The 13,863-nt window shown below is 65.5% G+C and carries 12 protein-coding genes; 6 read left to right on the plus strand and 6 right to left on the minus strand.

Annotation, left to right across the window (positions count from 1 at the left end; translation table 11 throughout):
* Window positions 1–5 precede the first annotated feature (5 nt).
* Together HAPAU_RS13760 and HAPAU_RS13765 are read right to left on the minus strand one after the other, a co-directional pair.
* The gene (locus HAPAU_RS13760) at window positions 6–920 is read right to left on the minus strand and encodes an NAD-dependent epimerase/dehydratase family protein (protein ID WP_066383815.1); all 915 of its coding nucleotides are present in this window, start codon (window positions 918–920) and stop codon (window positions 6–8) included.
* Between the two features lie 223 nt (window positions 921–1,143).
* On the minus strand, window positions 1,144–2,088 hold the full coding sequence (locus tag HAPAU_RS13765; RefSeq protein ID WP_066383818.1) for an NAD-dependent epimerase/dehydratase family protein: 945 nt from the start codon (window positions 2,086–2,088) through the stop codon (window positions 1,144–1,146).
* Window positions 2,089–2,249: 161 nt separating this feature from the next.
* Between HAPAU_RS13765 and HAPAU_RS13770 the strand changes: the two genes are divergently transcribed.
* The 4 genes from HAPAU_RS13770 (at window position 2,250) to HAPAU_RS13785 (ending at window position 7,295) form a co-directional block, all read left to right on the plus strand.
* Window positions 2,250–3,266 (plus strand): glycoside hydrolase family 5 protein, encoded by a 1,017-nt coding sequence (locus tag HAPAU_RS13770; protein WP_066383820.1) that lies wholly within the window; start codon window positions 2,250–2,252, stop codon window positions 3,264–3,266.
* A 390-nt stretch (window positions 3,267–3,656) separates the two neighbouring features.
* Window positions 3,657–5,768 carry a hybrid sensor histidine kinase/response regulator gene (locus HAPAU_RS13775; protein WP_066383823.1) on the plus strand — a complete coding sequence of 704 codons (2,112 nt, stop codon included), beginning with the start codon at window positions 3,657–3,659 and terminating at the stop codon, window positions 5,766–5,768.
* A 94-nt stretch (window positions 5,769–5,862) separates the two neighbouring features.
* On the plus strand, window positions 5,863–6,531 hold the full coding sequence (locus tag HAPAU_RS13780; protein ID WP_066383825.1) for an AIM24 family protein: 669 nt from the start codon (window positions 5,863–5,865) through the stop codon (window positions 6,529–6,531).
* A 92-nt stretch (window positions 6,532–6,623) separates the two neighbouring features.
* Window positions 6,624–7,295 carry a DedA family protein gene (locus HAPAU_RS13785; RefSeq protein WP_066383828.1) on the plus strand — a complete coding sequence of 224 codons (672 nt, stop codon included), beginning with the start codon at window positions 6,624–6,626 and terminating at the stop codon, window positions 7,293–7,295.
* A 49-nt stretch (window positions 7,296–7,344) separates the two neighbouring features.
* Here HAPAU_RS13785 and HAPAU_RS13790 read toward each other — a convergent pair whose 3' ends face one another.
* Window positions 7,345–7,821, minus strand: a complete 477-nt coding sequence (locus tag HAPAU_RS13790; protein WP_066383831.1) for an FKBP-type peptidyl-prolyl cis-trans isomerase — start codon at window positions 7,819–7,821, stop codon at window positions 7,345–7,347.
* Window positions 7,822–8,079: 258 nt separating this feature from the next.
* On the opposite strand from HAPAU_RS13790, the gene HAPAU_RS22905 reads away from it, so the two are divergent.
* Both HAPAU_RS22905 and HAPAU_RS13800 read left to right on the plus strand, forming a co-directional pair.
* Window positions 8,080–8,262: a twin-arginine translocation signal domain-containing protein gene (locus HAPAU_RS22905; protein ID WP_157078475.1), complete on the plus strand. Its 183-nt coding sequence runs from the start codon at window positions 8,080–8,082 to the stop codon at window positions 8,260–8,262.
* Window positions 8,263–8,397: 135 nt separating this feature from the next.
* Window positions 8,398–9,417, plus strand: coding sequence for an outer membrane protein assembly factor BamB family protein (locus HAPAU_RS13800; RefSeq protein WP_245634124.1), 1,020 nt, complete (start codon window positions 8,398–8,400; stop codon window positions 9,415–9,417).
* A 28-nt stretch (window positions 9,418–9,445) separates the two neighbouring features.
* Here HAPAU_RS13800 and HAPAU_RS13805 read toward each other — a convergent pair whose 3' ends face one another.
* From HAPAU_RS13805 to HAPAU_RS13815, 3 genes are all read right to left on the minus strand, one after another.
* Complete coding sequence (locus HAPAU_RS13805) at window positions 9,446–10,627, minus strand: MFS transporter (protein ID WP_245634120.1); 1,182 nt, start codon at window positions 10,625–10,627, stop codon at window positions 9,446–9,448.
* Between the two features lie 70 nt (window positions 10,628–10,697).
* Window positions 10,698–11,888, minus strand: coding sequence for a pyridoxal-phosphate-dependent aminotransferase family protein (locus HAPAU_RS13810; RefSeq protein ID WP_066383838.1), 1,191 nt, complete (start codon window positions 11,886–11,888; stop codon window positions 10,698–10,700).
* A 68-nt stretch (window positions 11,889–11,956) separates the two neighbouring features.
* Window positions 11,957–13,744 carry a glycoside hydrolase family 13 protein gene (locus tag HAPAU_RS13815; RefSeq protein ID WP_066383840.1) on the minus strand — a complete coding sequence of 596 codons (1,788 nt, stop codon included), beginning with the start codon at window positions 13,742–13,744 and terminating at the stop codon, window positions 11,957–11,959.
* Between the last annotated feature and the right edge of the window lie 119 nt (window positions 13,745–13,863).

Raw genomic sequence — 13,863 nt, forward strand, 5'->3', positions numbered from 1 at the left:
ACTACTCAGTACCCGGAGCAGACGCGTCGAATCCCTTCCTTGAAGTCGATCTCGGGTTCCCAGCCCGTCGCCTCGTTGATCTTCGCGTAGTCCGCACACGTGTCGTGGACATAGACGCTATCCGGAATCGGGTTCTCGACGTATTCGGGTTCGATCTCCGTGCCGAGTTCCTCGTTGAGCAATTCAACTACTGTATTGAAGTCATACGCCTCGCCTGTCCCCAGGTTGTAGACGCCGGTGAGTTCGTGCTCGGCGGCCAACACCATCCCGCGGACGATATCCGAGACGTGGGTGAAATCCCGGGTCTGGGTGCCGTCGCCGTAGATCACGGGGGATTCGCCGTTGGCGAGGTCGTCGGCGAACTGCGCGATCACGTTTGCGTACTCACCCTTGTGGCCCTCGGCACCGCCGTAGCCCTGATAGACCGAGAAAAAGCGCATCCCCGCCATATTGAGATCGTAGTGGTTCGCGAAGTACTCGGCGTAGCGCTCCCGGGCGAGTTTCGACGCTTCGTACCCGGTATTGACGTCGACGGGCATGTCCTCGGGGGAGGGCTCGGTCTGGTTCCCGTAGATCGATGACGTCGAGGCATAGATCACGGTGTCACACCCGTCTTCACGTGCTTGCTCGACGACGTTCACGAACCCTTCGACGTTGACCCGGGCGCCCGTCGTCGGGTCGTCCTCGTGCATCGCGTACGAGGACAGCGCCGCGAGGTGAAAGACGACGTCGACGTCGGTCGGCAGATCGTCTTCGAGGACGCTTCGCTCGTGGAACTCGACGGTCCGGTCGAGGTTTTCGGGGGTGCCGAGGTAGCCGTTGTCGACGACGACGACGTCGTTGGTCTCGCTCAAGTGGTTCGCGAGGTTCGAGCCGATGAAGCCCGCCCCACCCGTCACGAGCACGCGTTTACCGTCCATACGAGTACAGGATTCGGCGCCGGTAAAAAGATAGCGGAATTACATTTCCCGCACGACTCACCAGAAGAAACGATTCTCCGAGCGTTCCCTGTAAACGGGAGATCTCCCACCAGACCCGTCGAACAATGTGATTTCACAGGGCGAGGCCTTTCTCCTCGGTGGTCGGACGGCCATCGCACGACGGCTCTATCGACTGTCAACGGGCAAAGATTTCAACACGGCCTCAGCACCCCAGATCATCCATTTCGCTGCTGATCTCGTCGGCCGTCTTTCGCACTGCCCGGTCGCTCTCGAGGTCGACGTCCCAGCCAAGGCCCGCGAGCTTCTCGATCGAGAGGCGCATCTTCGGCACGTCGCCCGTCCAGCCGCGCTCGCCACCCGTGTACTCGTACTCGGGATCCACCCCGAGTTCGTCGCTGACGATGTCAGCGATCCGGTTGACCGACGTGGTCGTCCGCGTCCCGAGGTTGAACGTGTTCACCGGGCGGTCCGTGTGCTCGATGACGTGGGCCATCGCATCGAGACAGTCCTCGATGTACATGTAGGACTTCTCCTGGAGCCCGTTGCCGAGGATCGTCAGCGTCTCGGGGTCGTCCCTGAGTTTCTCGACGAAGTCGGGGATCACTGCCCCGCGGAGGCGCGGGCCGACGATGTTCGCGAACCGAAAGGTCCACACCCGCATGTCGTGGGTGTGGGCGTACGTCGAGAGCAAGCTCTCGTCGGCGATCTTGCTCGCCGCGTAGACGCTGATCGGTTCTACGGGCGCGTAGTCCTCGGGTGTGGGACGCGGCGCTTCCCCGTAGACCGTCGAGGACGAGGTAAAGACGATCTCGGAGACACCAGCACGATCCATGGCCTCGAGGACGTTGTAAGTCATCGCAGCGTTGGCCTCGAACTGTCCGCGCGGGTGCTCGTCGTTGACGGATTTGCGCGCCGCGAGGTGGAACACGCCGTCGAGATCGCCGTCGATCGCGTCGTCGGCGACTGAACTCTCGGTGAGGTCGCCTTCGATCAGTTCGGCCTCGTCGGGAACCCACGAGCGGTCGCCGTTCGAGAAGTCGTCGAGGACGACGACCTCGTTGCCGTCGGCGAGGAGTCGCTCGGTGAGATGCGAGCCGATGAAACCAGCGCCGCCGGTAACGAGAATCCGACTATCGGACAGGTCCATACGTCCATCTGTCACGGAATCCGGTTATCCGTGTTTCGATTGTTGTTTTCCGACCGTGACACCCGGCGACGCCTCTCTCGTAATATATACAACAGGAGCGCCCGTTCGGGTACTCGTGAAACACGTCGGTACGAGTTCCGGGGGGGACTGAGCGTCCGTCGATGAAGCGACGACAGCTTCTGGGAGGGATCCTCGCCGTCTCGCTGTTGAGTGGCTGTACCGGCCGTCCCGTCGAGAGACACGGACAGCTCCGGGTCCGTGATACCGTTCTCGTCGGTGAAGACGGGAATCCCGTACAGCTGACCGGCATGAGCAGCCACGGGCTGCAGTGGTACGGCTGGGGCGACTGTCTCACGACCGAGTCGCTCGACGTCCACGAGGACTGGGGCGGGGACGTCTTCCGTCTCGCAATGTACACCGAGGCCGGCGGCTATCTGTCCGATCCCGAGGGGTTCACGGAGCAGGTCCACACGCTAGTCGAGGAGTGTACCCGGCGTGACCAGTACGCGATCATCGACTGGCATATCCTCGAGGACGGCGACCCGATGGAGCACGTCGAAGCGGCGACGGGGTTTTTCGAGCGGATGGCCGAGCGATACGCCGAGTACGACAACGTCATCTACGAGATCTGTAACGAACCCAACGGAACGCGCTACGACGACCCGACGACCCCGGTCGATTGGGCGCGGATCAAAGAGTACGCCGACGAGGTGATCCCCCACATTCGAGACCACGACGAGACCGGCGTGATCGTCGTCGGGACGCCCGGCTACTCGAGCCTCGAGGACCTCGAATCGTTGAAGGCGAACCCGCTGGCTGACGACAACGTCCTGTACTCGTATCACTTCTATGCGGCGGGGGATCGCGGCTCAGGGGCGACACATGACATCACACCGTTCAAAGAGCGACTCGACGAGGCGTCCGACGACATTCCCGTCTTCGTCACCGAGTGGGGGTCCATGTCGTGGGACGGCGGTGGACCCAGTAACTTCGAGAACTCCCGGGAGATGGTCGACCTCATGCGGGACAAGGACATCAGCTGGACCTTCTGGAACTACTCGGACGACCGCCTGACCTCGGGGATCTGGGCGGAGGGGACGTGTGCGGATAGCACGTGGACGGACGAGAACCTCTCCGACACCGGCCGGTGGATTCGCGATCGGATCCGCGACCACTGAGCGCCGCCGGTCGTCACGGCCACCCGGTTCTGGCGATCGACTGTACGGCGGTATTCTCGCGACCGTTGGGCCCCTCCGAGTGCAATTGCCGAGACCTGTCTCGAAGGCGACTTCGCTCCCTCCCTGCCTCTTAGCATCTCAGTAACTATTACTGATCGTGTACTTAGTTAGATACGTCCGAAACCCGCTCGTCGGAACGGAGCGACACGGTCGGCGTGGCGATCGGAACGGCTCGCAGAAACTCACCGATGATACCACTTCGATTCCCGGCCAGCGACGCAGTCGCGACCGAGTCCGGTTTCCCGACCCCGTTACCGGTACCGAGACCGATATCCGTTCGGAAGATGACCCACGCCCGAAATCGGGCCTCCAGGGAGGGACGGAACCACGATGAGTGATACGGACCCACCATCTCCCCCCGATGAGCTCCGTATCCTGTACGTCGACGACGATACGGAGTTCGCCGAGACGGTCGCCGACGGCCTCGAACGTGAGGACGACCGGTTTACCGTCACCACTGCGAGTACCGCCGCCGACGGGTTCGATCGGCTCTCGACGGACGCGATCGATTGTATCGTCTCGGAGTACGACCTCCCTCGTATGGACGGGATCGAGTTCCTCGAGGCCGTCCGGGACACGTCAGGTCGCCTGCCGTTCGTCCTGTTGACCGAGGCGGGCAGCGAGGGCGTCGCAAGCGACGCGATCGGGGCCGGCGTCACCGACTACATCCCGAAACACCGCGGAGCCGACCGGTTTCGGATGGTTGCCGAGCGGGTCAGCCGCGCCGTCGAACGGTCGCGCGAGCACCGCGAGCACCGTGATCGGCGCCGATCCGCCGTCGAAACGGCTCGGACGGATTCCGGGCGTCCGGGCGTCGACGGTCGATCCGACTTTCGGATCAGGAACGCCACCGATACCGATCGCGAACGGGAGTTCCAGCGGACCTCCGCCCTGCTCTCGACGCTGTTCGCGACGCTTCCCGTTGGCGTCCTCGCCGAGGACGGCCACCGCAACGTCATGGCGATCAATCACCGGCTGATCGACCTGTTCGGGATCCCCCACGAACCCGCCGAAATCGTCGGTCGGGACTGCCAACGCATGGCCGAGGCGGCAAGCGAGTCGATGGCCGATCCGGCGGGGTTCCTCGACCGGATCGACGAACTGATCGCCGAGGGCGAGTCGGTGCGACGCGAGGAACTGTCGCTCGCGGACGGTCGAACGTTCGAGCGGAGTTACCGGCCGATCGACTGTCCCTCCGGGGACGGCCACCTGTGGGTGTATCACGATAGTACCGAGCGGACGACGTACGAACACCGACTCGAGGTCTTGAACGAGACGACCCGGGAGCTGATGGCCGTAGACTCGTTCGAGGCGATCGCCGAGATCGGCGTCACGGCGGCCCGCGACATCCTCGGCCTCGACGCGAACGCGATCCATCTGTACGACGACGCCCGGTCGGGGCTCGTCCCGATTACCGCCACCGATGCTCTCTCCGATCTCGTGGGCGAACCGCCGACGTTCACGGGCGAAGGCAGCATCGCGTGGCGCGTCTACGACCGGGCTGAGACGCTCGCTCTGGACGACGTCCGCGAGGATCCGGACGTCTATAACCCGGAGACGGCCGTTACCAGCGAGCTCTACCTGCCGATCGGCGAGTACGGTCTCCTGATCGCCGGCTCACCGACGTCAGAGACGTTCGACGGACGGGACGTGGCTCTCGGCGAGATCCTGGCCGCAAACGTCGCCGCGGCACTCGAGCAAGTCGAGCAGACCGATCGGTTACGGGCCCGCGAGCGCGAACTCGAGCGCCAGAACGACCGATTGGAGGAGTTCACCAGCGTCGTCTCCCACGACCTGCAGAACCCCCTGTCCGTCGCCGCGGGTCATCTAGACCTCGCGATGGAGGAAGTCTCCAACGAGCGTCTCGAGGCGGTGGCACGCGCCCACGACCGGATGCAGGCGTTGATCACCGATCTCCTGGCGGTCGCCCGGGAGGGGGAGGCCCCGACCGACGTCACCGTCGTTTCGCTTGCGGCCATCGCAGAGCAGTGCTGGCAGAACGTCGAGACGGGGGAGGCGGCGCTCGTCGTAGAGACGGATCGGACGGTTCGTGCCGACCAGCGCCGGCTTCGACAACTGTTCGAGAACCTCTTTCGCAACAGCGTAGAACACGGTTCCACGGGCAATCGGCCGGAGGCCGATGACGGTATCGAGCACGGTTCGGCTCGCCGAGACGCGCCCGCTACCGGCGCCGGGACGGTGACCGTAACGGTCGGCGAACTCGAGGACGGCTTTTACGTCAAGGACGACGGCCCCGGCATCCCGTTCGACGAACGTGATCATGTCTTCGAGTTCGGGTACTCGAACTCGCGGGAGGGGACCGGCTTCGGGCTGAGCATCGTCAAACAGGTTGTCGAGGCCCACGACTGGTCGATCCGCGTGACGGACGGCACCGAGGGCGGTGCTCGGTTCGAGATTACCGGCGTCGCCCTCGCCGACTGAACCCCGAATGCATCGCCGGCAAGGGTCCGAAACGAAACATTATTTATTAGAATAAAACACTGTATGAAACGGGTCGTGAACGCGACTCGAAATCATGAAACTCGACGAATTTCGGACGGCGAACGAACCTATAGAGGGTGGCGATACGTTTCAACTGGGAAACAGCAAACTCCTGGACATCGATCTCGATGGAGCGGTGATGGCCAGAGCCGGTTCGATGATCGCTTACTCCGGTGAGATTTCCTTTGCCGGGAAGGCCTCCGCTGAGGGCGGGATCACCGGCTTCCTCAAGAACGCCGCGACGGGCGAGGGCACGCCCGTCATGGAGGCAAGCGGGGACGGCCACCTCTACCTCGCCGACCAGGGCAAGCGGGTCCAGATAATCGAACTCGACGCCGACGAGGAGCTCTCGGTCAACGGAAACGACGTCCTCGCGTTCGAATCGCGGGTGGACTACGAGATCCGCACTATCGATAGTATCGCCGCCTCGTCGACGGGCGGCCTGACGAACGTCTTTCTCAGTGGGCCGGGCACCGTCGCAATCACCACCCATGGCGACCCGCTGGTGTTGACGCCGCCCGTTCGGACCGATCCCGACGCCACCGTCGCCTGGAGCGGCGCGACCTCCCCTACCGGCAGTGTCAACAGGAGCCTCTCGGATCTGGTCGGCCAGTCCTCCGAGGAGACCTACCAGCTCGAGTTTACCGATCCCGAAGGGTTCGTCATCGTCCAGCCCTTCGAGGAGGGCTATCCACAGCAGTAGCCCCCGGCGGTCCGACGGCCTCCGCTGCTCGGGGCTGGTACCGTTCGACTGACACCGAAACACGGAGGAGTGATCGAGACCTATTCCGGTCAATGGCCGAGGGATTGACGGGGATCGGACTGGATCTGGTCGTTCAGTACGGTTATCTCGCGCTGTTCGTGTTCATGTTCCTCGCGACCTCGATGCTGTTTCCACTGCTTCCCAGCGAGATCACCGTCCCCTTCGCGGCGGCCGTTCTCGTCGTCGGACCGGCCTCCTTCGGGCTGTTCGTGCTCGCCGCGACCGCCGGGGCGACCGTGGGAAGCGTCGTCGCGTACTACCTTTTCGCCGCGACTGGCGACCGGGCGCTGGCGCGCTACCGGGACCGCCTCCGGGTATCCGACGAGCGAATCGAGCGCTCCCGGCGGTGGTTCCGCCGCTGGGGCGAGGGCTCGGTGTTCTGGGGGCGCCTGCTCCCGGTGGCGCGCTCGATCATCTCGATTCCGGCCGGGTTCGCTCGGATGGACCTCCGACGCTTTACGGCCTACTCCGCCGGCGGATCGGGCTGTTTCGCGGCGGGCGTCGCGGCGCTCGTCTATCGACTCGACATCTCGCACGGCCCCGTTGGCTTCCTCGCCGCGCGGCTTCGCGGACGCCTCGCTCATCTGTCCGAGTACGCCACGGCGCACCCGCTTATCGCCGGCGTCTCCGGTCTGTGTGTGGTTCTCATGACCCTGTTCGGGATCGGCGTGGTTCGTCGCCGAACGGGTCCGGATGGCACGTAGTGACGGACGATCGTCCGTCCGAGAACGAGGCGAGAAGAACCCTTCCGAATCAGTCGATCGAGACGACCTCGACGTCGAACTCGAGGGTTTCGCCCGCGAGTTCGTGGTTGAAGTCGATCCGGACGACCTCCTCGTCGACGTGGACGATCTCCCCGACCTGCTGTCGTTCGGTCTGGATCATCATCCCCTCCTCTGGGACCTCACCTTCGAGCATCTCCTCGAACTCGGTTCGGTCCTGTTCGATGATCTGATCCTCGCGTTCCTCGCCGTAGCCCTTCTCCGGGGGGACGGTGATGGTCTCGGTGTCGCCCTCTTCTAGCCCCATGAGGCCCTCCTCGAACCCCTCGATGAGTTGGCCCGCACCGGGCTCGACCGTGAGAGGTTCGAACTCCCGTTCGGGCTGGGAATCGGCGAGTCCCGACTCCTCGGCGACGCGCTCGCGCGACGTGTCGAAGACCGTCCCGTCCTCGTCAGTCAATCGTCCGGTGTACTCGATCGTCGCCTGATCGCCAGGTTCGATACCCATATGCGAACGTCCACGGCCAGCCGGAAACGGCCGTCGATTCGAGCGGCGGTCGCCGATCCACTGTTTCGCGCGGTTTTGGGGTCCGTCCCCGGCGAGACTCGTCCCTTCCGAGCGTGGATACGACTCGACTTCGACCGAATCTCGAACATGACCGAAAATTGTCGCGTTGAAAGCCGCCGATACGCGTCCGAGTGGGGGAAAATTCCCTAAATAACCTCAATAATCGTTATCTACTGGGCACGCCTTAAGAGCGCTTCGATGAGGAATAGCTCAACCCAACCGAAATCCGAGACGAACCCTTCACGGCGCGACTTCCTGCGGGCGACCGGAGCGGTCGCTGGCGGGGGCCTTCTCGTTTCGAGGCGGGCGACGGCACGGCCCGACCGAGAAAGCGTCCCCGGTGTCGACGGGAAGTCTACAGCGGAGATCGAGACGGCGTGACCCCAACAGCGCTACGACGGGGCACACACCGGCTACCACCCGACTGCCATCGGACCGAGAACCGGTCTTGAGGAACGGTAGCGATTCGACGCTCGTTTCACGGGCGATCCAGTCGTCGGCGACGATAGCGTCTATCTGGTCGGCGAGTCGTCCGATCCGGACGACCATCACGGCGCCCTGTATGCGCTGGACGCGGCCGACGGTAGCGTCCGCTGGGCGGTCGGCCTCGATGAACGGACGAACTCCCTCGCGATCGACGATAGACGGATCTACGCGAGCGGCGACTCGGTCCGTGCGTACTCGCGTACGGACGGGAGCGTCGAGTGGACGCTCCCCGTCGATACCACGAAGTTCGCGGGCGATGACCTCGCCCTGGCCGGTCGACGCCTCTACGTCACCGACGAGGAGACCGTCTACGGCGTCAACACGGCCTCCGGCACGATCGTCTGGCACCGAACGCTTGGCGAGCGACTCACCTCGCCCGCCGTGTGCGGGAACTGCGTGTACGTCGGTCGAGTCTCGGGCGATCGCGGGCTGGACCGGACCGTCTTCGCCCTCGGCGCCCGGACGGGTCGCATCGGGTGGGAACACGACCTCGTCCCGCCGAGCGCCTCGGAGGCGAACCTCGTCGGCCCGCCGGTCGTCGCCAATGGGCGCGTCTATCTGCGGACGACCGCCGGCGGCGAGGAGGACGTCCTTCGCGCCCCGGTCTACGGGCTCGTCTCGCTCGATAGGGCCACCGGCGGCGACGAGCGGGTCATCTCCAGTACCTACGCGGGGTTCGACCTCCACCCGATCGCCGCGGGCGGCGGCCGGATCTACACGACCGCGGTCGATTTCACCTCTGTCTCCGGGCTGGCCGTCCGCGATTCCGACGGAACCGGCGGCTGGACGATTTACGGCGACGACGGGGATGGAGATGTCCACGTCTCGACGGCGCCGACGGTCGCCGGTGACGTCCTCTACGTCGGGAGCGATTCGAGCAGGTTCGGCATCGAAACCGACGGGCTCTACGCGATCGATGCGGCGACGGGCGCGGTCCTATCGACGCTCGATCTGGCGGTGATCGGGGCCCCCGTCGTCGTCGATGGGACGGTTTACGCGCGCTCTGGGGAGGGCCTGCACGCGATCAGGGAGCCGTCCGTCGAGATGTAAGCGTCGTCCGTCCCCGTTCGAGCAGGGGCTACTGACGTGATGTCGCCCGGAACGCGCCGACACAGACGAGGCCGGCGAGCGCGCCGGCCGCGAGCGTCGGGAACGCGATCCGATACCCCCCGGCGTCGAGTGCCCACCCGAAGACGACCGGCGAGACGACGGTGGTGCTGAAGCCGATGAAGGACTGGACCGACAGCGCCGTGCCCATTCGCTCGGGGGCGACGACCTCCGTCACCGTCGTTGAGGTCGGTGCGCTGTCCATCGTGATGGCGACCCCGTAGACCAGCACGATCACCACCAGTAGAGAAATCGGGAGCCCGCCCAGCGATCCGAGGGTGGCGCTGATCAGTCCGCTGGCCGCCAGTCCTGCCCCGATCACGCGAACCCGCCCGACGCGGTCGCTGAGCGCCCCACCGAGGAGATTACCGGGCCCGCCGAGCGCGACAGCCACGCCGACGAGCGTGCCGGCGATCAGTTCGGGCGAGTCCGTCGCCGCGACCGCCGGAACCGTGAGCAGGAACGCGGGTAGCCAGTTTCGCATCCCGAACAGCTCCCAGTTGTGCCACGAGTAGATCCCGACGGCGGCCAGATACGCGCGATTGCGCAACACGCCCAGGTCGAACCCGCCCTCGGCCCGGTCGGTTCCGGGGGCGTCCCGGCCCAGCCCCAGGATCAGTGGTCCGACACAGAGCGCGCCGACGCTGGTCGCGGCGACCGCGATCCGCCAGTCGAACGCGGCCGCGATGGTGCCCGCAAGCAGGAAGGACAGGCCGCTGCTGGCCGAAAAGGTGCCGACGTAGATTCCCATTGCGGTCCCGCGGTCGGCCTCGGGATACCACTCGGCGACGAAGCGCATCCCGGGGACGTAGACGCCGGCCATGCCGATCCCGGCGAGGAATCGGAGGGCCGTGCCGGCGAGAAACCCCGAGGCGACCAGCGCGAACAGCAGGCTCGCCCCGCCCGTGACCGTCGCTCCGGCGGCGATCACCCCCCGCGGCGTGCGGCGGTCAACGACCATCCCGATCGGGACGATCGCGAGGAGGTAGCCCGCCTGAAACGCGGCGAAGACGATTCCCGCACGCGTCCCCGAGAGCCCCCAGTCGGCGACGATCGCGGGGAGGACCGCCGAGTAGTTGAACCAGACGAGCACCGAGAGGAAGAGCGCGGCGCTGGCGACCGCCAGCATCCGGGTGCGCGCCCGTTCGAACACGCCCGTTCCTCGTCGGGACGCTACTAATCTCTGTGTGATCCGGTCGATTTGACCCCCGATGTGGGGCCCGCTACTCCGTCCGCAGTGCACTCGCCGTCGCGCCGGCCCCGGCCTCGAGGTCGACGTCCGCGCCCTCGTCGGCCAGCACCGAGCCGAACGCGGCGATGAACTGCGTGGCGTTCGCCGGGCGCGCCGAGTGGCCCATACAGCCCACGCGGAAGATCTCGCCGTCGAGCGCACCGAGCCCGCCCACGATCTCGATCCCGTGGTCGTCGAGCAGGCGGTCGATGACCCGCCCGTCGTCGACCCCCTCGGGGACGCGAACGGGATTGAGCGTCGGCAGCCAGTGTTCGTCGGCCGCCTTCAGCCCGACGCCCATCTCCTCGACGCCCGCCTTGAGCGCGCCCGCGACACGCCGGTGGCGCTCCCACGTCCCCTCAAGGCTCGCCTCGCTCACGAGTCGCAGCGACTCCCGGAGCGCGTACAGAGTCGAGATCGGGCCGGTGTGGTGGTAGTTGCGTTCGTCGCCCCAGTACTCCCAGACCCCCTCGAGGTCGAGGTACCACGATCGGACGGGCTCCTCACGGGCGTGGACCTTCTCCATCGCCCGGTCGTTGAACGTGATCGGGCTCGCACCTGGCGGGGCCGAGAGGCACTTCTGGGAGCCCGAGTAGACGACGTCGACGTCCCACTCGTCGGTCCGGAACTCCACCCCTCCGAGGGAGGCGACGGTGTCGGCGATCACGAGCGCGTCGTTCTCGTGGGCGATCTCGGTGAGCTCCGAAACCCCCGTCTGGCGCACGCCCGTCGAGGTCTCGCCGTGGACGAACCCGAACACCGTCGGCGAGTGCTCGGCGAAGGCGTCCTCGACGTCCGCGGGGTCAAGCGGCTCGCCCCACGGCGCGCTCACCGTGACGACCTCGCCACCGGCGCGTTCGGCGATCTCGCCCATCCGCGCGCCGAAGTAGCCGTTGTCGGGCACCAACACGGTTTCGCCGGGTTCGACGAGGTTCGAGAAGGCGGTCTCCATCGCGGCCGATCCGGTGCCGCTGACCGCGAGGGTGTGCTCGTTGTCCGTTTGGAACAGGTATCGCAGTCCGTCCTGGATGTCGTCCATGACCTCGACGCAGTAATCGTCGAGATACCCCACCAGCGGCGTCGCCATCGAGCGCAACACGCGGGGGTGGACGTCGCTCGGGCCGGGGCCCATCAGCGTTCGATCCGGGGGGACAAGTTCGCCGAACTCGGGTGCGTCGGTCATACCTCACCTCACCCCCTACCGAAGTAAAAAACGACCGTTCCGCGTCCGCCAATGACACTCCCCGTCGCTCACGCCACCCGATAGACGCGCGCCTCGCAGGGGCGAAGCGTATCGTCGAGCAGGTCCGAGACGGTCGTCCCATTGACCTCGTAGTTCGCGAGCAGGACCTCCAGAGTGGCCCTCGTATCGAGGTCCTCGCTCGGGAACCCGATCGCCGTCGGGTCGTCGTCGAAGTTGAGCGCCACGAGCAGGCGCTCCTCGTCGAGGGTTCGGGTGTAGGCCCACAGCGACTCGTGATCGGGCGTGAGCTGGTCGTACTCGCCGTAGACGAGGGTATCACTCACCGCCTCCTCGGAGCGAAGCGCGATCAGTTCGCGGTAGTAGTGCCAGACCGACTCGGGATCCTCCCGAGCCCGTTCGGCGTTTATCGTCTCCTTGTCCGGGTTGACCGCGATCCAGGGCTCGCCGTCGGAAAAGCCGGCGTGCTCACCGTCGGTCCACTGGACGGGCGTCCGGGCGTTGTCGCGGCTCGCCCCAGCGACGGCCTCCCGGACCGCCTCGAAGGACCCGATCTCGCCGCGCTCGATCGCGCGCTCGACGGGGTTGCGGGTCGCGACGTCCTCGAACTCCGCGAGCGACGTCCACGGGTAGTTCGTCATTCCCAGTTCCTCGCCCTGGTAGACGAACGGCGTCCCCCGCAGGGTGTGCACCAGCGTTCCCAGCAGTTTTGCCGACTCCCGGCGGTAGGCCTCGCTCCCGAACCGCGAGACCTGTCGGGGATGGTCGTGGTTCGAGAGGTACTGGGCGACCCAGCCCTCCTCCTCGATGAGCCCGTCCCAACGGTCGATTACCGCCTTCAGTTCGGATAGAGTCCACTCGCCGGGCTCGTAGATCGCGCCCTGCTGATCGATGTTCACGTGCTCGAAGTGCGTCAGCATCGAGAGGCCGTCCCGGTCGGGGTCGAGGTACGCGCGGGCGTCCTCGTCGGGGATCGTCGGCGTTCCGACCTCGCCAACGGTCAGGAGTTCCCGGTCGAACAGCGCCTCGTTCATCTCCGCGAGGTACTCGTGGACCTGAGGCGCGTTGCCGGCGTACTTCATCGTGCCGTTCAGCGGCGCGTCGAGGTCGGTCGCCAACCCTCCCGATTTCCCGATGTGGGCGATGGCGTCAAGCCGGAAGCCGTCGATCCCCTTCTCGAGCCACCACTCCATCATCTCGTACACCGACTCGCGGACCGCCTCGTTGGGCCAGTAGAGATCGGGCTGTTTCCGGTCGAACAGGTGGAGGTACCACTTCTCGCGCCCGTCGTCGTAGGCCCACGCCGGCCCGCCGAAGATCGACCGCCAACCGTTGGGCGGGGCCTCGCCCGCAGGTCCCTCTTCGCTCTCCCAGTCGACACTCTCAGCGTCGACACCCTCTCGCCACCAGTAGAACCCGTCGTACTCGGGGTCCTCGTCGCGCGAGCGGACGAACCACTCGTGTTCGTCGGAGGTGTGGTTCACCACCAGATCCATGATCAGGCGGATGTCCCGGGCGTGCAGTTCGTCCAACAGCTCCTCCCAGTCGTCCATCGTCCCGAAATCCGGGTGGATCGCCCGGTAGTCCGAGACGTCGTAGCCGTTGTCGGCGTCGGGCGAGGCGTAGACGGGGTTCAGCCACACAGCGTCGATTCCCAACGAATCGAGGTACCCCACTTTCTCAGTGATTCCGAGGATGTCACCGACACCGTCGCCGTCGGTGTCGTTGAAGCTCCGCGGGTAGATCTGGTACACCACGGCCTCCTTCCACCAGCGTCGTTCGATATCCGATTCGTTCACCCCTGTTGGAAGGGCCAACCCGGACAAAAGCGTCCCCATTCGATTGAGACGCCCGGGATACCTTCGAGCGGGCGCATACGGGATCCCGAATCCGCCTGTAAATCGATAACAGATTTATCGAGGAACTCCGCGATCGATCGCCGGCACTGAACGCGTCT

The sequence above is a fragment of the Halalkalicoccus paucihalophilus genome, assembly GCF_001593955.1.
GTDB classification, from domain to species: Archaea; Halobacteriota; Halobacteria; order Halobacteriales; family Halalkalicoccaceae; genus Halalkalicoccus; species Halalkalicoccus paucihalophilus.